We start from the raw sequence: 22,074 nt of genomic DNA, 5'->3' as shown, positions 1-22,074 counted from the left end.
TTCTACCATAGGAGGTCTGTTTTTTTCTATTGTCCATTTTTTACGGACTTGTTCAAAAATCGATGTCTTTTTTTGTTTAATTAATAAAGCTTTTCGCCCTTTTCGATAGCCATAATCTGATCTACTCTTGTTTGGTGGCGGCCGCCCTCAAACTCTGTGTTGATGAAAACATCAACAAGCTCAAGAGCAGTTCCCTCTCCGATAACTCTGTCGCCCAAACACAGACAATTAGCATCATTATGCATACGTGTATACTTTGCGCTGAAATAATCACTGCAACAGCAGGCCCTTATTCCCTTTACCTTATTTGCCGCCATAGATATGCCGACACCTGTACCGCAGCAAAGGATAGCCAAGTCTGCCTCACCCTCAACAACCTTATCACAAGCCTTTTGAGCAGAAATTGCGTAGTCAAATCTTTCAGGAGAATAACAGCCGACATCAATGTAGCCTATTCCCTTTTCCTCCAAATAAGCGCGAACAGCCTCTTTAAGAGGATAGCCTGCGTGGTCTGAACCGATAGCAATTGTTTTTACTCCCATATAAAATTCTCCTTAACGAATTATTTTTTTAGCTTTAATTCTCTTTCTGCCTGGCTTTGTCTTAAATAAACAGGCATAAGCGCTTTTGCAGACATCGGTATCTTATCCGATGTTGCTTTTGCAACACCCAAGGCGTTTTGATACATTCTGTCATCATCGGCAATAATGCAATTATCAAGCCCCAAGCCTTGACAGCAGACAAATGCACCGTCACCGGCAACAACTACCCTATCGTACTGCCTAAGCTCCTCCCTTAAATCATCAAGAGAGATTGCACGGTCATCACAAAGGCGCTTTACATTTGAGCCATCAACCTTAAACAATGCGTTGTAAAACTGCATCCTTCTTGCATCCATAACGGCACAAACAACGGTGTCGGTATCTGCAAAATTATATGCAATAGCCTCAAGAGTTGAAATGCTAAAGCAAGGAATATTATTATTAAAAGCAATACCTTTTACGGTTGAAACACCTATACGCACACCGGTAAACGAGCCGGGACCCGCAGTAACGGCAACAGCATCAAGCTCGTCATAGGAATGTCCGCTCATCACCCGAGTAATCATGGGCATAAGTGTTTCGCTATGAGTTAGGCCCGATTTTACAAATTCACTTTTAATCACCGTGTCACCGTCTGTTAAAGCAACAGACGCAGTAACGGCACTTGAATCCAAAGACAAAAGCATCACTAATCACCGATATAATCAGACTTTGATTTGAATATAAATTTTCTTGAATCATTGTCGATTTTTTCTATCTCAATAATAATGGCATCATCGGGCAGAGCGCCGAAAATATTTTCGCTCCACTCTGCAAGAATGTATGAATCAGTATCTATATAATCAAAAAATCCTGTTGAATAAAGGTCATCCCAGCTTTCAACCCTATACATATCAAAATGATACACTCTGTCATTTTTACCTATATAGTCGTTGCATATGGAAAAGGTTGGCGACGACACATCGGCATCTATGCCAAGACCCTTTACAAAGCCTGTTGTGAAGGCTGTCTTGCCCATACCAAGCCCACCGATAAAGCCGATAACACTGCCCTTTGGCAAGGATTTTGCGTATTCACCCGCCATAGCCAAGGTTTCCTCGTAGCTATGAGTTACAACCTCTTTCATTAGAAAAGACCTACTGTATTGCCGTTTTCATCAATATCAATTCTGTATGCGGCAGGAGATTTTGAAAGTCCGGGCATAGTCATAATTGAACCTGTCTGACAAACAATGAAGCCTGCACCGTTTGAAAGAGATGCTGATGAAACGGTAATTCTAAAGCCCTCCGGTCTGCCGAGCAGCTTGGGATTGTCGGAAAGGCTATACTGTGTTTTTGCCATACAAACAGGCATTTTATCTGCACCGAGCTTTACAAATTCATCAATAGCAGCCTTTGCTTCTTTTGTATAATCAACACCGTCTGCACCGTAAATTTCCTTTGCGATGGTTTCTATCTTTTCGTACACAGGCATATCAAGGTCGTAAAGATAGTGGAAGTTATTTTCCTTTTCGCAGGCATCAACAACCTTTTGTGCAAGCTGTGTTCCGCCCTCTCCGCCTTCGGCAAAGCACTTTGTCACTGCAAAATCTGCACCCTTTTCCTTACAGAACTGCTCAATATAATCTATTTCCGCCTGTGTGTCAGCATAAAAATGATTAATTGCAACAACAACGGGAACACCGAATTTCTTAAGATTATCAATATGTGCTCCGAGATTTACGCTACCCTTTTTGAGAGCCTCAAGATTTTCCTCCTTAAGCTCGTCCTTGGCAACACCGCCGTTATATTTCATTGAGCGAACGGTAGATACCAAAACGATACAAGACGGAGTAAGACCTGCAAATCTACACTTAATATCAAGGAACTTTTCGGCACCGAGGTCAGAGCCGAAGCCTGCCTCTGTGATAGTATAATCCGCAAGCTTAAGAGCTGTTTTTGTTGCGCGAACGGAATTACAGCCGTGAGCAATATTTGCAAACGGACCGCCGTGCATAATTGCCGGAGTATTCTCAAGAGTTTGAACAAGATTTGGCTTAATTGCCTCCTTAAGAAGAACAGTCATGGCGCCGTTTGCCTTAATATCCCTACAATATACCGGCTGACCGTCATAGGTGTAAGCAACAAGGATATTACCCAAACGCTCCTTTAAGTCAAATATATCCGAAGCAAGACACAAAACTGCCATTACCTCACTTGCAACAGTAATGCAAAAATGATCCTCACGAGGAATACCGTTAAGCTTACCGCCCAAGGAATTAATGATATTTCTCAACGCTCTGTCGTTCATATCAAGGCAACGCTTTACCTGAACACGTCTTGGATCAATATTAAGCTCATTGCCCTGCTGAATTGAATTGTCAAGCATTGCACACATCAAATTGTTTGCTGATGTGATAGCGTGCATATCGCCTGTAAAATGGAGATTAATGTCCTCCATAGGCACAACCTGTGAGTAGCCTCCGCCTGCTGCACCGCCCTTGACGCCGAACACAGGACCGAGAGATGGCTCACGCAAGGCAATAACAGCCTTTTTGCCTATCTTTGCCATAGCCTCGCCAAGACCGATAGAAACAGTTGTTTTGCCCTCTCCGGCAGGAGTGGGATTTACTGCTGTAACAAGAACGAGCTTTCCGTCAGGCTTGTCCTTAAGTCTTTCAAGAACAGAATCGGAAATCTTTGCCTTATAATGACCGTACGGGTCAATTTCATCGGCAGTTATACCGAGAGAAGCGGCAATTTCGTTAATATCCTTCATTTTTGCAGACTGTGCAATTTCGATATCTGTAAGCATAGTTTCATCTCCATAACAAATATTAAGATATATTATATCACATTATCCTAAACATTCCAACATAAAATTTATTATTTGTATTGAAAAAAAGACAAATTAATAATATAATGTTCATAGACAATAAAGAGTGAAAGGAGGATAGTAATGAGCACTACTGCTATTGATACAAGTGGTGCAGGGCGAAAAAAGAATATATGGAGCTTGATTAAGGGCACGGATTTTTTAACTATGTTCACTGCCCTTGCCGCGTCTATATATGGGCTAACTCTTGTTTACAGTGCGTCGTATTCCTCCCTATCGGACGGCAAGGTGATTTCCTCTGACGTTAGGTCTATGCTTGTGTCGGTTATAGGTGGCTTTATCATTTCGGTTATACTGTCAAACATCGACTACGATGTAATATCAAAGCTTTGGCCGATAGTAGCCGCAGGCTGTGTGGGGCTGATGATTTTCACCTTTTTCTTTGGTGTTGCACCACCGTCAAGACCTGACTCTAAATGCTGGATTGACCTAAAAATCTTTTACTTTCAGCCGTCGGAGCTGATGAAGGTTGGATTTATTATTTCCTTTTCCTATCACTTGGATTTGGTTAGGGACAAAATAAACAAGATTAAGACAATCATTCCTCTTGTTATACACGGAGCTATTCCTGTGGGACTTGTAATTCTAACAGGTGACGCCGGCTCGGCACTTATCTTCCTTATTATGTTTATAGGTATGCTGTTTTTTGCAAGAGTAAACATAGGATATTTTATTGCAGGCTTTTGTGCAATATTTGTTGGCTTTGCTGTCGCCTGGAAAACAGGAATTATCAACGGTATTCAAAGGCAAAGAATTGTTGCATTATTTTATCCCGAGCAATACGCAGACGCAATGTATCAGCAAACCAACGGCAAAATTGCCATAGGCTCGGGAGGACTGTTCGGTCAGGGCTTTTTACAGGGCAATATGACTCAAAGCGGTGCCGTACCCGTTAACGAAAGCGATATGGTGCTTACCGTTGCCGGTGAGGAATTCGGCTTTGTCGGTGCTGTCGGTGCTTTACTTATTCTTTTCTTCCTTGTACTTAGAGTTATGAAAATCGGAATAAAGGCAAGGGATAACGTTGGATATCTTATGTGCTGCGGCATTGCTGTAATGCTTTTTGCACAGATACTTGTAAATGTCGGCATGGAGCTTTCGCTTTTGCCTTGTATCGGTATTACATTGCCGTTATTCTCGGCGGGTGGCTCAAGCTCGCTTTGTATCTACCTTGCGCTTGGTATTGAATATTCTGTTTACAGATTTTCAAAAATGCCGAGAGAAACATTATTCTATACAAAATAACAAAACACTACGGTTGGTTTATTCCGTAGTGTTTTTTATATCAATTTGTGCCTGATGAAGCAGTTTTTCTTTTGTATTGCAGGCGGGATTACCTGACACGATTTTGACGAGGCTGTTAAGCTCATCGGCTATTTGGTGACCCTTGTAGCCCAAGGCAGTTAAATCGTTGCCGTTGATTGCAAGGTCGGATATTCTGTACGGCTCACCCGATGCAATTACCTCTGCCGTTAGGGTGCGGATATATTCAAGCTCGTCAAGCTCTGTCTGTGCAAAGAAAAGATTATGGCTTTTCATATCTGCAATTTTAAGGTCGATAAAATCAAAGGTCAGCTCTTCACCGAGCAGGCGAAGCCATTTCTTAATATTGCTTGGTTTTGTTGTTATATGGTCGTCGTGTATCTTGATAAGTGTTATCGCTTTGTTCAAAACCTCGTTGCTGACCTTTAGCCGTTTTAGAATATCGAAAGCGATTTTTGCACCCACCTCGCAATGAGTCTTAAAATGGTCAACTCCCTTTTCATCAGTTGTTTTACATTGTGGCTTTGCTATATCGTGAAGAAAAACGGCAAGGCGGATATAATCCTTTTTAGGCGACACCGCAACAGACTTTACAATGTGAGTATAAACATCATAGAGGTGCCACTTGCTGTTTTGGGTGCAGGTGAAGGTAGGCTTTAACTCCGGAATGACAACAGCTAAAACCTCTTTATATTTAAGCAATACCTCCTCGCAATTATCACCGCAAAGAAGCTTTACAAGCTCGGCATATATTCTTTCAGCCGCAATGGAGGAAAGCAATCCCCTGTTATCAAAAACAGCCTGTGATGTTTTTTCCTCAATATCAAAGCCCAAAACAGATGCAAAGCGTAGAGCACGCATAATACGCAAGGCGTCCTCGTTAAATCTTTTATCGGGATTGCCGACCGAGCGAATGAGTTTGTTGTTAATATCGGCAACACCGTCAAAGCAATCAACGTATCCTGTGTTGTCGTTATACGCAATGGCATTCATGGTAAAATCTCTGCGTGACAAATCATCTTTAATATTATCGACAAAGACAACGCTGTCGGGATGTCGGTTATCCGCATATTCACCGTCGTTGCGAAAGGTGGTAATCTCGTACGAAGTATGATTGACAACAGCTGTAACGGTGCCGTGCTTTAATCCTGTAAGAACAACACGAATGTTATTATCCTCTAATATCCTTTGAGTTTGATTGGGCAATGCCGATGTTGCAATATCAACATCCTTTGGCTCAACACCCATCAGGGCATCACGAACACATCCGCCTACTGCGTAGGCAGAATGTCCGTTTTGTTCAAGTAAGGATATAAGTTTTTTCGCATCATTCGGTAAAATCATAGCCATCGTTTTCCTGTAAATACAGCTTAACGGCAGAGTGCTTATTGTACTTTTCAAGCTCTCCTATTGCAAGCCTTATTTCATCCTCGGTCAGCGGTGGCTGTTCCTCGGGATAATCCCATTTGTCAAAAGGATTAGCCTTTGTGCAAATCATTTTGCCATCTGCCAAAACCCATGGATATGAAAGTATTTTTCTCTTATTTTTAACATAAATAAGCGTACCCTTAGTGCCGTTGGTTATATTCTTAAAATAGTGCAGCTTATTTGCACCCTTCATAATAATGCGTATTTGCTGATCATACGGCATATTTTTTAGCTGGTGCCTGTTTATTGCAGGAAACACGGCTACACCAAGCGAAATAATCACCGCAGCAGCTACGCAGATAATAAGCGGTAAAGGCATAATTAAACTCCGATAGTAATAATTTCAAACGGTTTGTAGCTTATGGTATCGACCTCGCCGATAACCTCTTCAAGCATATTCAAAAGCTTAACCCTTTTGTCAAACTTGATTTGACCGCGTGTACCGTTTTGCTCTGACAGTCTGATAACAGTCATATCGCTGTCCTCTGCCTTTTTAACGGCCTGCAGATACAAAGGCTCAAATGTCGGCATATCCCATTGAACATCTGCCTTAACAAGCGGAACATTGTACTGAAATGATATATTATTGATATTAGCCGATACTGCATCATCCTTATGCGGCATAATCATATAGCAGAAATTATGCACACCTATATCCGATGTTACATCGGGACGAATAGTTGCACGCAAAAGAGAAAGGCTCATTTTGTTTTCATCAAAGCCAACGCCGTACTTACCCTCGTTTATAAGTGCAAGGCCTGCACCTGTTTCGGACATATCGCACCACTTGTGATGACAGGTTTCAAATCTTGCCTGCTGCCAGGAGGTATTCTTTACGGTATCTCTTTCAATAAATCCGGCGGAGGTATCGCAAAGGGCCTTTCGAGTTAAAATATTTGGAGCAAATTCCACCTTAGCAAGCCTATGCTTTTCATTCCAGGTGACATTGCTTTCAACCTCTATTCCTCTGCTTTGACGGAAAAAGCGAATAATCATCGAAAAGCTTGATTTGGCTGTTTTAAGTACAGTCTTAAAGGATACGCACTCGCCGTCCTTTTCGTACAATGCAAGAGGATGTTCAACACTTAATTCAATCTGCTTATCCTTATAATTAGGTAAAATATCCCACGCGTCGTAATTGCCCGGATTATCGGTATAAATCTTTAGTTTATTAAAGTCTCCGTTTGTCCACTCTCTTTTAAGCTCGTTATCATAAAGTGAAGCAAACGAACCGTCCTCATTAAGCTTTGCGGTATAATACGGTGTGATTATTTTGCCGTTATCACACTTAAACCAATCATCGCTGTGCCTAACAGCACGTAACGACTTGGAGGAAAGTGCAGGAATTGACGGAACAAGCCAATTACCCTTTACTCCGTGTCTTGTGGAGGTGCCCTTCTTATTAGGGATAAATGTCAATGCATCACGTTCAAAATTAAGAGTGTTGAAATATTTTGAGCCTGTGCCGATAATCTCATTTAGTCCTTTTTCTATTTCGTTATAATCGGCAATGGCGTCCTCATAAACAGGATGAATATGAGAGCCTGGTAAAATATCGTGGAACTGATTTACAAGAAGCTTTTTGTAAAGCTCGGTGATTTTTTGTTGATTATCCTCCCCACGAAGAACGCTTAGCATTTCGGCAGACCTGAACATATACTCAAGCTGTCTGTTTTTACTTTTAAGCTCGCTTTTTGTAGTAAAGGTACCACGGTGCATTTCAAGGTACAGCTCGCCGTCGAACACCTTGAGGTTTGGATTGTCCTTAAGATTTTTCTCTAAAAATTCCGAGCCGCCCATATGCTCACATTTTGGCATAACAGAAAGCTTATCAAAGCGGTGCATAAGCTCAATCATTTCCTCCGTACAGCCGGAGCCGCCGTCACCGTAGCCAAACATATTCATTGTTTGACCGCCTTGGTCCTTATCTATATATGCTTCCCAATTCTCCTGAATTTGAGACGGAGCATTCCAGGTAATAAAATGAGTAGGCGGTACGCACGCAAGCACCTCGCTTCCATCTATGCCTCTCCATATAAAGTTATTATGCGGAAAACGGTTGGTATCATTCCACGTAGACATCTTATTTGATACAAAATAGTCTACTCCGCTTTTTTTAAGGATTTGAGGCATAATCCAGCTATTGCCGAAAACATCAGGTAGCCAAGCATTGTTGACATATTTGCCAAACATCCTTTTATATGTTTTTTGACCGTAAAGGCACTGACGGATAAGGCTTTCGGCAGACGGAATATTACAGTCGGGCTCAACGTACATTGCTCCGACAGGCTCAAACTGACCTGTGCTTACCTTTTCCTTAAGCTCCTCAAAAACATCGGGATAATACTTTTCAAGCGTTTCGTACACATAAGGCTGTGTATGCGTGTACTTAAAATCAGGATATTTATCCATCAAACGAAGCTGAATAAGAACAGTACGCAAATTCTTTTGTACAGCGTGAATCCTACGCCAATAATAAGCAATGTCAAGATGCGAGTGTGCTATAAGCGCAACGTCGCCGCTGCCCTTATAGGTATCGTTTGCATAGATAACCTCATCAACATATTTTTTTGCCTGAGAAACACCTGTAAGCTCGTCACTGTCAAAATCAATCAAATTCATTGCATTATTAAGCTCACGATTCAAAAATTCACGGTAATCCTCGTTAAACAAATCGGATTTTGCAATATCAAGCAAAAGCTCAAAATCCCACACCAAATCCTGTACCTCGTGATTAACGGTACAGATATAAGCACCCTCAAAAATCTGACGGCATCCACGAACTGAAAGACTTTCGGGATTACGCTCATCATCAGGCTTTGAACGGTTATAGCCCATCATATCAAAATGCAGAGTTTCGGCGTCATTAATATAAGGAGAAATCAACATTCTTTCTCTGTTAGGGTCAACACCGCCTACATATTTGCCGTTAATTTTTACGCAAATCTCCGCCGCTGTTTTAAGAGAAAACCACAGCTCCTTGCCTTGAAGCTCCTTTGGCACATCAACATCTGCTTTAATGAACGCTGTGCCGTCCGGAGTAAAATACATATCACCCTTATTGAGTGGTCTGTAATCATCCGAATAGTATTCAAATTCCATTTCGGATACCTGGCGGGCATCTCGTATCATTAAATTTTTTATTTCCCACTTTGAAGAATAAATATGTCTTTTAAGCCAGCCAAAGCGCAAATCTGTCCATTCCTCAGGGCGCATAGAGCGTCGTACAACCTTAATATGTGCCACAGCTAACCCTCCTTAAACATCCTGAAAATATGGCTTTTTTCTGACTGCATTGATGGTGACATCAGCCTTGCAGTCTTTTTTTATTTCGTCACTTATCCAAGCGATACATCTGTCAAGAATAAGACATTTTGAACATTCACCGCGAAAAACAACTGTTAATTCTTTACCCTCAAGTGACACAAATTCAATCCAACCGCCGTCACCCTGAATTTTGGGTTGAAGGACATTTTCTATATAGCTTTTAACATCTTTCATAACAACCTCTATGAATTAATAATTGATGAAATAGTGTTTCTGATATTTTCTAAACGAACGCCGGCATTTTGCCTGTTTTCATCAACAATTGAATAGTAGACTTTAATTTTCGGCTCTGTTCCCGACGGACGAACAGCCATCCATGAGCCGTCGTCAAAAATGTACTTTAGCACATTTTCCTTTGGCAAATCCCTAATACCGTCCTTAAAATCAATTATCTCTTTGATATTTGGTAAAAGAGCAGTTCCCTTTGCTCTGAAATCTGCCATAAGGCTTTGTATTTTTTCTGCTCCGTCCTTGCCCTTGAGCACAAAGCTATCAAGATAATCAAGATAATAGCCGTATTCATCATATATATCATTAAGTCCGTCAACAAGGGTTTTGCCTTGATTTTTATACCACGCAGCCATTTGACAAATAAGCATTGAAGAAACAACAGCATCCTTATCTCGTGCATGAGTGCCTACAAGATAGCCGTACGATTCCTCATATCCTATAACAAATTCCTGCTCGCCTGTTGATTCATACTTATTTATTTTGTCACCGATATACTTAAATCCCGTAAGTGTTTCCTCAATCTGCAAGCCGAAGCTTCTGCCGATATTTGCGCCAAGCTCCGAGGTTACAATAGTCTTTACAAGGGTTGATTTACTGTTAAGCTGCTGCTTATGCATTGTAAGGACAAACTTAACAAGGAGCGCACCCGTTTGATTACCTGTGAACAGAACATAATCATCACCGTTTTTAACGGCAATACCTACCCTGTCACAGTCAGGGTCGGTGCCAAGCACCAAATCAGCCCCAATGCTTTTTGCCTTTTCAATAGCAATATTAAGTGCATCCTTCTCCTCCGGATTAGGTGAACGAACTGTCGAAAAATTGCCGTCAGGAAGCTCCTGCTCCTTAACAACGGTAACATCCATACCCTCAAGCATTTTGCGTACAGGGATATTGCCTGTGCCGTGAAGCGGAGTGTAAACAATTTTCAAATCACTTTTTTCGGTGTAAACGGACTGTTGCTTAATTTTCTTATAATATTCACAAAGAACATCGTCTCCGATCAAAGTAATACCGCTATCGCTATAGGAAAACGGAATAGTGGAAAAGTCCTCTACGGCATTAATATACTCAATAGCATTTTTTGCGTCCTCTGTGCAAAGCTGACAGCCCTTACTGTCATACACCTTATAGCCGTTATATTCCTTTGGATTATGTGAAGCAGTAATCATAACACCTGCAGTACAACCCAAATACGCAGTTGTAAAGCTTAACACAGGCACGGGGACAAGAGTGCTGTACAGGTACACCTTAAACCCGCAGGATGCGAATATACCTGCTGCAATTTTGGCAAAATATGAAGAATTGTTACGGCTGTCGTATGCTAAGGCAACACTGATTTCACCGTCATTCCTGCTTTTCAAATAATTTGCAAGACCGTATGTTGCCTTGCCGACGGTGTACTTATTCATTCTGTTTGAGCCGGCACCCATAATTCCGCGAAGACCGCCTGTTCCAAATGCCAAATCCTTATAAAACCTGTCTTCTATTTCCTTTTCATCGGTAATAGCCTCAAGCTCTGCCCTTGTATCCACGTCAAAGGTGAGCCACAAATTATATTTATCTTTAATGTCCATATATGTCCTCCTGCATTTTTTAATTATACAACAAAAGAGGTGGATAATTCCACCTCTTTTTCAAAAATTACTTATTTTTTTTGGCAGCCTTTTTCTCTGCCTTTTCAGCCTTGCGGCGCTCAAGCTCTGCCTTTTCCTCGGCAATACGCTTTGCCTCTGCTTCAGCCTCTTCCTTTTCTGCGATTGCTACATTTTCCTTTGCAATATCGTACTGTGCAGCAATTTCATCAAAGTGAGAGAAATTCTCCTGCTGGTTGAGAAGCTTCTTTGACTCTACATACGGCTTTGCAGCACGGTTAAATTGTGCATGCTTATCCATTTCTGCCTTTGAAAGCTTACGAACCTCTTTGCGTTCCTCTGAAAGAGTCTTGATTTCAGCCTTGAGTCTTGCAACCTCTTGTGCATCCTTATCCTTCTTAGCGATATGGCTAAGCTTTGCAAGCTCTTCAATCTTTTCGTCAAGCTCGTCTTCCTTGTTGAAGTAGCTCTCAAGAACATCAAAGCTCAATTCCTCAAACTTGTTTACAGTGCCGAAATACTTGCTGTATGCCTTTGCAGCAGATACCTTTGAATGTGCAAGCTCAATATAGAACTTTCTGATTTCCTTTTCCTCAACGGTTGCCTTTGGCATATTCTTTGCAGCTGCAAGCTCTGCCTTTGCCTGTGCAACAGATGTGTTCTTGATGCCGTCAAGACCTGCTTCATATACCTTGGTATATGCTTCAATCTTATGCTTACCAAGCTCTGTATCAAACTTATTAAGCTCATCAACAACAAACTTTGAGATTTCAATTTCCTCGTTAAATTCTACAGCTTCTTTATAAGCCTTTTTAGCGGCCTTCTTATCAGCCTTATTTGCCGCATTCTTATATGATGACTTGTCAAGTGTTTTAGGAGTAGCAACAGCCATTTCCTTTGCGTTATTAACAAGGTCAATCATCTCTACGATATCCTTATCCTTAAGAGCATTGTTACCATAGTCCTCGAATACGGCACGAACCTTAAGAACACGAACATAAGACTTTTGCTTTCTTTCGGTCAAATCGTAGAAGAAGAAAGGAATAACGTTGAGCGTTGCACCGACAGCAGCTACGATTACCAAAATACGAAGCAACGGAAGAAGAATGTTATCTACATCATAAAGAGCAGATGATGGGTTAACAAAGTTGTTTTGACCGTTGGCAAGCTGCTCGGAAAGCAACTGCTGAAGAGTTTGCTTTGTGCCCGGAAGCACTCTGCTCATAAGGGTTGCATCGCCTGTAACCTTTTCTGCCATTTTTGCAGTCATACCGAATTTTTCCTGAAGAGCAGGAAGAATACCTGCTGTGGCAAGAGTGATAACACTGCCGATTGTTGCAACAGCCGCAAACATACCGTCGATACGTTCACCTGTCTTGTACTGCTGATAATCACGAATATCAGCCTGGATAGACGGGTTAAGGATATGAGCGAATGCGCCTACAAGTGCATTGAGATACAAGCAAGCCATTACTGCCCAAATTACATAATTCTTGATATTTCCGTCTGCTCCGCTTGAGCCGAGGAAGAGCGGATACATACAAAGAATAAACAGAATGTTGAAGAGATTTGTGACAATCTGCACCTTCTTTTTACCCCATTTTCTGATACAGAACGGAGCAAGAAGCATACCCCAAAGCGAAGCATTACCGTAAACGGTGGTAATGATTGTATATGTACCCTGTGAGCAGGCACCGCCGTAGTTGCAAAGCCAATAAAGAATGTTTGCATAGGCAGTTTCAAGGAATCCGATCCATCCTGCAAGCGAAATAATCCAGAAATACTTATTCTTTGCTACCTCACGAAGTGCGTCGGTAAACTTAATTTGGATAACGTGAGTTTTTGCCTGAATAATCTTTTCCTGTGTATTGGCATAAACAACAAAAACAAGAAGAGTGCCTATTACGCCAATGATAGGGAAAGCAAGTCTGTACACACGAATATCGGTTTGGTTTGTGCCGATAAGAGCCGCAATAAGCGGAATGATGATGTTGTATACAGTTGGGCCGAATGAATAAATAACACTCTTGATAGAAGCTACATCGGCACGTTCCTGTGAATTTGGAGAAAGAACGTGGATGAGATTCTCATAAGCATCATAGAAGAAATAATAGAAGAACTGAAGTGCAATATTGAATGCAAGAACTACTGCACACTTTGCAACATACTCTGAATCCTTGCCAAACATTGTGCCGTCGCCAACGATGAGCTTAAGCTTATCATATGGGAACCATACCATAGCAACAAAAATAATAGAGCAAGGAATACCCATTCTTAACAGATACGGTCTGTACTTACCCGCCTTATTACGAGTGTTATCGACAATATTAGCACGAAGACCTGTAAGAGGAATACCTGCAAGCACACCGATAACGTACATAATGTACATATCCGTAAGTCCGATACCTATTGTTCCGGAAAGGAACACGTTTGTTGCACCCAAGATACATGGGATACTCATACATACAATTAAGTATGCACCGATGCCGCCGAATGCGTAAGCGGCAATTTCCTTAAAGGACATATATCTGCCCTTTGGTGGTTTTTTCCAGTAATATTTAACATTGTCAAGTAATGTTTTAATTTTACCGGAAAGCTGTGTTTTTTCAGCCATAATATTTACTCCTTTACAAATACTAAATTAATCATACCACACTCTGTAAATAATTACAAGAAAATAAATCAAATTATGAATAATTTATACATTTTGAACATATAATAGCAATTTTCATCTGATTTTCGACAGGATTTTTCCAACACTGTCGTGAATCACCAAATCGGCAGAAGAGTCGGCAGGCGTTTTGTCACGGTTGATAAGGACAAAATATTTGCCGTTAAAATACCTGATAAAACCTGCTGCGGGATATACATTAAGTGACGTGCCTGCAACGATAAGACAATCGGCATTTGCAATGGCATTAATTGCGCCGCTGACAACATCATCGTTAAGCCCCTCCTCGTACAAAACAACGTCGGGCTTTATTATTCCCGAACATTCACATCTCGGAATTCCCTCACTGTTTTTTATATACTCGGCATCGTAAAATTTATGACAGCTCATACAATAATTTCTGTGAACACTGCCATGAAGCTCATATACATTTTTACTTCCTGCCATCTGATGCAAGCCGTCAATGTTCTGTGTTACAACCGCAGACAGCTTACCCGATTTTTCAAGTTGGGCAAGCTTTATATGAGCATCATTAGGACGAGCATCAAGTGCAAGCATCTTTTCTCTGTAAAAATCATAAAAATATTCTGTATGATTTACAAAAAAGGTATGACTTAATATTTCCTCCGGCGGATATTCAAACCTTTGGTTATACAATCCGTCAACCGAACGAAAGTCGGGTATTCCGCTTTCGGTGGAAACACCCGCTCCGCCGAAAAACACAATATTGCTGCTTTCGTTAATAATCTGCTGTAATTCCATAGTTAAAAATTCATATTATTCCAGCCCCATTGGGTTGAACCTGAATACTTTACATAAAGCTTATCCGGTGAAATACCGAGAGTTTCATTATATATCGAGCAAAGCTCTACGGTCATTTTTTCGCACGACGAATCATCAGGATGACCGAAAACGCTGACATCAACAAAAGCCATAGGTGACGAGCTGTCGCCCTTGAAATACATCTTGCTCTTATCCTCAAATGACAGCATAAGCCAATCCTCGCTCTTACCCAAAAGTCTGATGGCTTGACCTAATTTTGACTTTAGCTCTTCCCTTTTTTCGTCGGAAATCTCTACATTTGTATTTGTGTTAATAAACGGCATAAAATCAACTCCTAATATAGTATATACTTATTATAAATGCACAAATGGAAAAAATCAAACATATTGTAAAAAAATCCTTGACAAAACAAAATAATGCTTTTATAATTATTTCAAATATATCAAATGCGTTGACAAGAACAAGGTCTGTACGGATTATGTTGCAGAGAGCTGTCGGTCGGTGAAAGACAGTACAGAGAAATACAGATTATCCTCTTTGAGCAGACATACTGAATAAAAGTAAGTATGTACGGTTGCCTCCGTTAAAAGGATAGTACATATAAGTGTATGAAGTGCATCATATGAATTATGATGAATAAGAGTGGTACCACGGTAATAAGTCTTTATCGTCTCTTAGCCTAAGTGCATAGGCTAAGAGGCTTTTTATTTTACAACGAAAGAGGGAGAGAAAATGAAGGAAATAGTAGAAATCCGTTGGCACGGCAGAGGCGGTCAGGGTGCAAAGACTGCTGCATTGCTGCTTGCCGATGTTGCCTTCAAGACAGGAAAATACGTACAGGGCTTCCCGGAGTACGGTCCGGAAAGAATGGGTGCGCCCATCACTGCCTACAACAGAATAAGCAACAAGGAGATAAGAGTTCATTCAAACATATATCACCCGAACTTTGTAGTTGTTGTGGACGAGGGCTTGCTTGAATCGGTAGATGTTGCAAAGGGTATCAAGCCGGGCGGTGCAATCATAGTTAACAGCACAAGAACACCGGAAGAGGTAAGAAACGAAATAAGAGATTTTGACGGCAGGGTTTACACCATTGACGCAAAAAAGGTTTCTGTAGCCTGCCTTGGTAAATACTTTCCAAACACACCAATGCTTGCGGCAACCGTAAAGGTTAGCGGTGTTATGGAAAAGGATACCTTTCTTAACGAAATGGAAGCATCCTTTAACCACAAGTTTGCATCAAAGCCTGAGGTTATCGAGGGCAATATGAACGCGCTTAAAATGGCATTTGAGGAGGTACAGGGATAATGAAAAGTGATTTGAAAAAGCTTGGGCTGAAATGCTCCTGGGAGGATTTGACCGAGGGCATGCAAATCTACGGCTCAATGACATCAAAGGAATTTAAGACCGGTGAATGGGCAACAGTTAAACCTACACTTGACAGCGAAAAGTGCATCAACTGTCTTTTATGTATTCCTGTTTGCCCCGACAGCTGCATAGCTACATATGAGGGTACTCAAATAAGAGGTCCTATTGACTACGATCACTGCAAGGGCTGTGGCATCTGTGCAAAGACATGCCCTACCGGTGCATTAACAATGAAGGGGGTAAAGTAATATGGCAAGACGAGACAGACTCAGCGGTAACGAAGCAGTTGCAGAGGCATTGCGCCAGATTAATCCCGATGTAATGGCTGCCTTCCCTATTACCCCGTCAACAGAAATTCCGCAGTACTTTTCCAAACTTGTTGCCGACGGCAAGGTTGACAGCGAATTTATTCCGGTTGAAAGCGAGCATTCCGCCATGTCTGCGGTTATCGGTGCACAGTCGGCAGGTGCAAGAAGCGTAACCGCTACTTCATCGGCAGGTATGGCGCTTATGTGGGAGGAGCTTTATCTTGCAGCCTCAAACAGATTACCCTGCGTTCTTACACTTGTAAACCGTGCATTGTCGGGACCTATCAACATCAACTGTGACCACTCCGACAGTATGGGAGCAAGAGACGCGGGCTGGATTCAGATTTATGCAGAAAACAACCAAGAGGTATATGATAATCTCTGCATGGCATACAGAATCGGTGAGCACAAGGATGTTAAGCTTCCTGTTATGATTTGCCAGGACGGCTTCATTACATCGCACGCGGTTGAAAACATTATTCTTAACGAGGATGAGGAGGTTAAGAATTTTGTAGGCGAATACGAGCCTGAAAACTATCTTTTGAACAAGGATATGCCAATGCATGTCGGACCGTACAGCGTTACAAACTACTACTTTGAGGCGAAAAGAGCACAGGCTCAGGCACTCAAAAATGCAAAGCAGGTTGTTCTTGACGTTGCAAAGGAATACAAAAAAATGACCGGCAGAAGCTACGGCTTATTTGAAGAATACAGGATGGACGATGCCGACTATGCAGTTGTTATCATCGGCTCTGCCGCAGGAACAACAAAGGATGCCGTAGACCAATTAAGAGAACAAGGCAAGAAGGTCGGTATGATTAAGATTAGGTTGTTCCGTCCGTTCCCTGCAGAAGAAATTGCCGAGGCTCTTAAAAACGTTAAGGCAGTTGCACTTATGGACAGAACAGAAAGCTACAACGACACCTGCGGTCCTTTGGGTGCAGATGTTACAACGGCGCTGTTCAGAGCAGGTTTGACACCAAAGGTTATCAACATTGTTTACGGCTTGGGCGGCAGAGATGTAAGAGTTAAAAATATGATAGAAGTATACGGATGGCTTGAGGATGCCGACAGAAACGGCAAGGTTGACGAGCCATACAGATATATGGGCGTTAGAGAGTAAGGAGGAGCAACAGATGTATAATTTTAAGGAATATGTTTCAAGAGATGACAGACTTGCTCCCGGACACAGAATGTGTGCAGGATGTGGCGGTACAATAGCTGTAAGAAACGTGCTTAAAGCTTTGCACGAGGGTGATCACGCGGTTGTGGGCAACGCAACAGGCTGTCTTGAGGTTAGTACATTTATGTATCCATACACAGCATACAAGGACAGCTACATTCACAACGCATTTGAAAATGCAGGTGCTACCCTTGCAGGTGTTGAGGGTGCATACAATGCCCTAAAGAGAAAAGGCAAGATTGACGACACCTTTAAGTTTATCACCTTTGGCGGTGACGGCGGTACATATGACATCGGATTTCAGTCCCTTTCAGGTGCTATGGAAAGAAATCACGATATGGTTTATGTTTGCTACGACAACGGTGCATATATGAACACAGGTATTCAAAGAAGCTCTGCAACCCCTATGTTTGCGGACACAACAACAACACCTATCGGCAAGGAGTCTAACGGCAAGCTTCAGTACAGAAAGGATTTGGCGGCTATCATTGCAGAGCATCAAATCCCTTACGTTGCACAAACAACCTTTGTACAAAACTTTAGAGATCTACATTGCAAGAGCGAAAGAGCAATTTATACAAAGGGTGCGGCGTTCCTTAACATTATGGCTCCGTGCCCGAGAGGCTGGAGATACCCCACATACGATATTATGGATATTGTTAAGCTTGCAGTAGAAACAAGATATTGGCCTTTGTTTGAGGTTGTTGACGGCAAGTGGATACTCAACTACGAGCCGAGAAAGTATGTGCCTATTGAGGAATGGCTTGTTAAGCAAGGCAGATTTAAGCATATGTTTAAGCCGGGCAACGAGTGGATGATTGAAGCATTCCAAAAGGAAGTTGACAGACGTTGGGATGAGCTTTTGAAGCGTTGCGACGGTCACAGATTTTCATACTAAAGCAAAGAACAGATTGAACTCAATGTTCAGTCTGTTTTTTATCCCCTCAGTCACCTGCGGTGACAGCTCCCCTTACAATAAGGGGAGCCAAATATATTCTTTTCTTGAGTTATTAAAAAGCAATATCTGCAATCTAAAAAGAGAGAAAGCGTAATGCTAACGCCGCATAAGGAAGTAATTTGAAAGCATGATTGAAAATAAAGAAATAATATACGCATAAGAAAACGGCGGCAGGGAGATTAACACCTCTCTGCCGCCGTTACTTTAATCATCTTCATCGTTAGACCAACCGGATATAATATGTAATTCACCTGAATCCATATCCATTGCCATATTATCTCCCATTCTCATCAATAAATCTCCGTCAGAATCTATTGCCATATTGTCAGAGATAGAATAAGCAAAATCGCCGTCCTCAAAATCAAAAAAATGTTTACCCATATAGCACCTCGCTTGAAAATTTAATAATCGTATTTGTTTATTTCTAAAACTCTGAAGGTTGCATTTTTGAATTGATTTAGTTTTTCTTGATCTACGTATTCAAAAGCTTTCAAGTATATCTCTTGCCCAGCACCTAATCTATCAGCGTAAATCATATCTGTTTCAATTCTTGCACCATTTGCATCTACCGCTTCAATTGTTGGCTCGTTTAGGTTTCTTTCCTTCATATATGAGAAAGAGTATTAAACCAACAATTGGGATAAAAAATCCCAAGATAGCAAACCCCAAACTCGAACTATCTTCAGAAATAATTGCATTGGACTTATTATCAATCCGTGCCCCGCAGTTATTACAATATGATGAAGTATCATCTACAGTTCTACCACAATTTTTACAATACATAATAACTTATCCTCCGCTTTTTTACCGATAATATCCATTTTGCTGGCAGACCTGATGAATTGTTTCAGCAAAAATTGATCTGGACTTTTTATTATCATCGGTGTTTGTATTCTTTTTATCTATGTAATTATCTCTGACTTGCTGCCACAGTTTATGCTTTTTAATCCACTCTATTTTGATAGGTAGATCATAATACCCTTTGGGCTGATATTCCCACGAATAACTGTGTTGTTTTTTGTTATAGCGAATATATTGTTGCTGTCCATCGCCACATTCATATATAATGCAAAAGTCACAACTATGCAAGATACAAGAGTTGGCTCTATCCTTTACTTTAATGGTAAGAACACGGGTGGAATCTTCGGTGTAATCATATCCGAAAATCGAACATCCATAAGGATTATTGACCTTATCAAGACCTTTGCGAAGAATGTTTCGTATTTCTTTGGCAGAATAATCTTCGTCGGGGTCATTTACTTCAATATTCACATCAAAGTCAAAACCATTGTTAGAGTTTAGGTCACGGGTTATCATATTTCGTTTGCTACTGCCCACAAAATGATATTGAAAAGTAAAATCATCTCTAACTTCATTTTGTAATCTGTGGATAATTTCAAAAAGTTCATCTCTAACCGGTTTCCATTCTTCTTTTGGAACATACTCGAAATCGTGCATAATCATAATATCTCCTTTTATCCCAAGCCGCCCAAATAGATTTTACTGAATCTAAATCGTATTAGTATATACTCATTATACGTAAATGTCAACGATTTTTCAACAAATATCAATGTTTTTACAAGAAAAACCGACAAGCATATTTAAGGTTGGGTTTTGTCCTACTCGCTGTCAACTTATTGAGAGGGTAATTAAAAACCGCTTGTTTTTAACAACTTAATGACTGTCTGAATGGGATGTGATTTTGCGATTTTAGCATACTGTAACAGGCAGGGAAACTGTACGGACAGTTTCAGTAAACAAAAAACATGGTGTATCATCGTAAGATACGATGCACATCATGTTTTTTACATAAATAATTCCTTATGTGGTCTGTCCTAATGCCTTCTCTCTTTTTTTATTCGTAAAATCCTACAGATTTAATGTGCGGAGTTGAACGGCTTTGGCGAATAACGAGTATTGCGCCGCTTGCGTTTTTGTTAAGCTTTACAATCTTCTTTGAGCCGACTATTGTACCCGAATAGGCTTTTTTGTATTTGCCGTTTGCTTTTTTAAGATACAGGTCAAATTTTTCAATTCTTTGGCTGTATGACAAATCCTCCGAAATAATAAAATACTTAAGCTTTTTGGGCGAATCAAAGTTAAATTCAAGATAGCCGTCTGTGCGCTTGAGTTCTCCGATATTTTGCTCAAGCACGGGGTTAGAGGTAATATCTGCAATCTTATTACCGAGTGCTTTTAATCTTCTGACATCCTTTGAACAGATTACACCCTTGTCCGACGGCGGAATATTAAGAAGAAGTGTACAGTTATTTCCGACAGAGTTCAGGTAAATCTTAAAAAGCTTTTTTACACTCTTAACGGTTTTGTCATCCTTTTTATGATAAAACCAGCGCTTACGTATAGAGACATCAACCTCGGCCGGATACCAAGAAAGATATGCATTGTTCTTTAGCACCTTCCTTGAGCCCAAGTCCTCATCCATTGTGTCAACTCTTTGAAGCTTTGCTGTATCATTCTCTGCCTGCTGGCTGTTTTTTTCAATAGATTCGCACTGCTTCAGGGATGAAGGAACAACCGAGTACTCACATTTTCTTGCCTTGCCCGCCTCGTTGCCTACCCAACGAATATCCTCGCCGCAGATAGCAATATTAGCCTTTGGCTGCATAGTTCTTATAATTTTATAATACCTTTGCCAATCATATGTAAACGCCTTGGCATTTGCACCCTTTGCACCGTCAAACCAAACCTCAAACAGCTCTCCGTAATTTCCGCAAAGCTCGGTCAGCTGACGGACAAAAAAATCGTTGTACTGCTCTGTGCCATAGGTTTTTTCGTGCATATCCCAAGGCGAAAGATAAACACCAAATTCCATATTCTGCTTATGACATTCGTCAGACACAGCCTTTACAATATCCATACCCATCGGAGAATTCATAACGTTAAAATCGGTTGTGCCTGTATTCCAAAGGCAAAAGCCGTCGTGATGCTTGCAGGTTAAAATAATGCCTGTCATACCGCCTGCTTTTACTGCCTTAACCCACTGTTCAGGCTTAATTTTAGTAATATCAAAATCTGTCGCAACCTCACTGCCGCAGCCCCATTCCCTGTCATTTGCAGTATTCATACCAAAGTGAAGGAATGCATAAAAGGGCTTGTCCTGAAGCCTAATTTGATTTTCGGTAGGTACAACCGAAATATATCTTTTTACCTCCTCATCATCAAAAGGCTGATTATTATTGGTTGTTGTCCAATTTTGCTCTAACTTCATTTTCATAATTATTCTCCGCTGTTTCTTCAACAATAGATTTGTACATATTATATCATCGTATCTGTAAATAATCAACAAAAAATCCCTTGGACGAAAATCCAAGGAAAAAGTATTGTGGAATTATTATCCACTCGGTCGCATAATAAATGCAACAGCTCCCCTTGAAATAAGGGGAGCACAGCGTGTCGAAAAAATCAAATTATAAATTTCGACACGCTGGTAGACTGTTGAGAAATGGTGCTGAATTTCGCATTCTTGCGAGTGGGAGCTGTACGATGGTACTGCCCCCGAGCAAAAGGCGAAAAACGCCAAAA

22 protein-coding genes and 1 other annotated feature are annotated in these 22,074 nt (G+C 41.0%); of the genes, 5 read left to right on the top strand and 17 right to left on the bottom strand.

Features of this window, described 5'->3' with window-relative positions:
* Positions 1–80: 80 nt before the first annotated feature.
* From rpiB to Q0P34_RS07005, 4 genes are read right to left on the bottom strand one after another with little or no spacing between them, the layout of a single operon-like run.
* Positions 81–542, bottom strand: coding sequence for a ribose 5-phosphate isomerase B (gene rpiB, locus Q0P34_RS07020; RefSeq protein ID WP_294954826.1), 462 nt, complete (start codon positions 540–542; stop codon positions 81–83).
* A gap of 20 nt (positions 543–562) precedes the next feature.
* On the bottom strand, positions 563–1,228 hold the full coding sequence (tsaB, locus tag Q0P34_RS07015; RefSeq protein ID WP_294954824.1) for a tRNA (adenosine(37)-N6)-threonylcarbamoyltransferase complex dimerization subunit type 1 TsaB: 666 nt from the start codon (positions 1,226–1,228) through the stop codon (positions 563–565).
* A 2-nt stretch (positions 1,229–1,230) separates the two neighbouring features.
* A complete protein-coding gene (tsaE, locus tag Q0P34_RS07010; protein WP_294954821.1) occupies positions 1,231–1,668 on the bottom strand; it encodes a tRNA (adenosine(37)-N6)-threonylcarbamoyltransferase complex ATPase subunit type 1 TsaE in 438 nt (145 codons plus the stop codon).
* On the bottom strand, positions 1,668–3,335 hold the full coding sequence (locus Q0P34_RS07005; RefSeq protein WP_294954818.1) for a formate--tetrahydrofolate ligase: 1,668 nt from the start codon (positions 3,333–3,335) through the stop codon (positions 1,668–1,670). Before Q0P34_RS07005 ends, tsaE begins: the two co-directional genes overlap by 1 nt.
* Before the next feature lie 144 nt (positions 3,336–3,479).
* Between Q0P34_RS07005 and Q0P34_RS07000 the strand changes: the two genes are divergently transcribed.
* Positions 3,480–4,661, top strand: coding sequence for an FtsW/RodA/SpoVE family cell cycle protein (locus tag Q0P34_RS07000; protein ID WP_294954815.1), 1,182 nt, complete (start codon positions 3,480–3,482; stop codon positions 4,659–4,661).
* A gap of 18 nt (positions 4,662–4,679) precedes the next feature.
* On the opposite strand, the gene Q0P34_RS06995 is transcribed toward Q0P34_RS07000, so the two are convergent.
* The 8 genes from Q0P34_RS06995 to Q0P34_RS06960 form a co-directional block, all read right to left on the bottom strand.
* The gene (locus tag Q0P34_RS06995) at positions 4,680–6,023 is read right to left on the bottom strand and encodes an HD domain-containing protein (protein ID WP_294954812.1); all 1,344 of its coding nucleotides are present in this window, start codon (positions 6,021–6,023) and stop codon (positions 4,680–4,682) included.
* Entirely contained in the window at positions 6,007–6,426 is a 420-nt protein-coding gene (locus Q0P34_RS06990; RefSeq protein WP_294954808.1) for a hypothetical protein, read from the bottom strand. The genes Q0P34_RS06995 and Q0P34_RS06990 overlap by 17 nt, the downstream gene beginning before the upstream one ends.
* Before the next feature lie 2 nt (positions 6,427–6,428).
* Positions 6,429–9,353, bottom strand: coding sequence for a glycoside hydrolase family 38 C-terminal domain-containing protein (locus Q0P34_RS06985; RefSeq protein WP_294954805.1), 2,925 nt, complete (start codon positions 9,351–9,353; stop codon positions 6,429–6,431).
* Positions 9,354–9,365: 12 nt separating this feature from the next.
* On the bottom strand, positions 9,366–9,608 hold the full coding sequence (locus tag Q0P34_RS06980) for a NifU family protein (protein WP_294954802.1): 243 nt from the start codon (positions 9,606–9,608) through the stop codon (positions 9,366–9,368).
* Positions 9,609–9,616: 8 nt separating this feature from the next.
* Positions 9,617–11,242: a phospho-sugar mutase gene (locus tag Q0P34_RS06975; RefSeq protein ID WP_294954799.1), complete on the bottom strand. Its 1,626-nt coding sequence runs from the start codon at positions 11,240–11,242 to the stop codon at positions 9,617–9,619.
* 67 nt (positions 11,243–11,309) lie between these two features.
* Complete coding sequence (locus Q0P34_RS06970) at positions 11,310–13,874, bottom strand: MFS transporter (protein WP_294954796.1); 2,565 nt, start codon at positions 13,872–13,874, stop codon at positions 11,310–11,312.
* A 114-nt stretch (positions 13,875–13,988) separates the two neighbouring features.
* Entirely contained in the window at positions 13,989–14,693 is a 705-nt protein-coding gene (locus Q0P34_RS06965; RefSeq protein ID WP_294954793.1) for an NAD-dependent protein deacylase, read from the bottom strand.
* 2 nt (positions 14,694–14,695) lie between these two features.
* Positions 14,696–15,037, bottom strand: coding sequence for a phenylpyruvate tautomerase MIF-related protein (locus tag Q0P34_RS06960; RefSeq protein ID WP_294954791.1), 342 nt, complete (start codon positions 15,035–15,037; stop codon positions 14,696–14,698).
* A gap of 119 nt (positions 15,038–15,156) precedes the next feature.
* Positions 15,157–15,392: a binding site (T-box leader), on the top strand.
* Positions 15,393–15,446: 54 nt separating this feature from the next.
* Here Q0P34_RS06960 and Q0P34_RS06955 point away from each other — a divergent pair.
* The 4 genes from Q0P34_RS06955 to Q0P34_RS06940 are packed head-to-tail and all read left to right on the top strand — an operon-like array spanning position 15,447 to position 18,471.
* Positions 15,447–16,022 (top strand): 2-oxoacid:acceptor oxidoreductase family protein, encoded by a 576-nt coding sequence (locus Q0P34_RS06955; RefSeq protein ID WP_294954788.1) that lies wholly within the window; start codon positions 15,447–15,449, stop codon positions 16,020–16,022.
* Entirely contained in the window at positions 16,022–16,330 is a 309-nt protein-coding gene (locus tag Q0P34_RS06950; RefSeq protein WP_294954786.1) for a 4Fe-4S dicluster domain-containing protein, read from the top strand. The genes Q0P34_RS06955 and Q0P34_RS06950 overlap by 1 nt, the downstream gene beginning before the upstream one ends.
* Before the next feature lies 1 nt (position 16,331).
* A complete protein-coding gene (gene porA / locus Q0P34_RS06945; RefSeq protein ID WP_294954784.1) occupies positions 16,332–17,513 on the top strand; it encodes a pyruvate ferredoxin oxidoreductase in 1,182 nt (393 codons plus the stop codon).
* Positions 17,514–17,526: 13 nt separating this feature from the next.
* The gene (locus Q0P34_RS06940) at positions 17,527–18,471 is read left to right on the top strand and encodes a thiamine pyrophosphate-dependent enzyme (protein ID WP_294954781.1); all 945 of its coding nucleotides are present in this window, start codon (positions 17,527–17,529) and stop codon (positions 18,469–18,471) included.
* 264 nt (positions 18,472–18,735) lie between these two features.
* Here the strand turns inward: Q0P34_RS06940 and Q0P34_RS06935 are convergent, their stop codons facing one another.
* The 5 genes from Q0P34_RS06935 to Q0P34_RS06920 all read right to left on the bottom strand — a co-directional run bounded on the left by Q0P34_RS06935 (position 18,736) and on the right by Q0P34_RS06920 (position 21,766).
* Entirely contained in the window at positions 18,736–18,912 is a 177-nt protein-coding gene (locus Q0P34_RS06935; protein WP_294954778.1) for a hypothetical protein, read from the bottom strand.
* 20 nt (positions 18,913–18,932) lie between these two features.
* Complete coding sequence (locus Q0P34_RS06930; RefSeq protein WP_294954776.1) at positions 18,933–19,139, bottom strand: hypothetical protein; 207 nt, start codon at positions 19,137–19,139, stop codon at positions 18,933–18,935.
* Positions 19,105–19,314, bottom strand: a complete 210-nt coding sequence (locus Q0P34_RS08450; protein ID WP_366783810.1) for a zinc ribbon domain-containing protein — start codon at positions 19,312–19,314, stop codon at positions 19,105–19,107. Before Q0P34_RS08450 ends, Q0P34_RS06930 begins: the two co-directional genes overlap by 35 nt.
* Before the next feature lie 21 nt (positions 19,315–19,335).
* Positions 19,336–19,995 carry a hypothetical protein gene (locus tag Q0P34_RS06925; protein WP_294954773.1) on the bottom strand — a complete coding sequence of 220 codons (660 nt, stop codon included), beginning with the start codon at positions 19,993–19,995 and terminating at the stop codon, positions 19,336–19,338.
* A 391-nt stretch (positions 19,996–20,386) separates the two neighbouring features.
* The gene (locus Q0P34_RS06920; protein WP_294954770.1) at positions 20,387–21,766 is read right to left on the bottom strand and encodes an alpha-L-fucosidase; all 1,380 of its coding nucleotides are present in this window, start codon (positions 21,764–21,766) and stop codon (positions 20,387–20,389) included.
* Positions 21,767–22,074: the final 308 nt, after the last annotated feature.

Origin of the sequence: uncultured Eubacterium sp. (genome assembly GCF_945980375.1) — a bacterium.
In the GTDB taxonomy this organism is placed as follows: Bacteria; Bacillota; Clostridia; order Oscillospirales; family Acutalibacteraceae; genus Eubacterium_R.
Note: the sequence above shows the minus strand (reverse complement) of the source record. Positions and strands in the feature narration are given on the sequence as shown.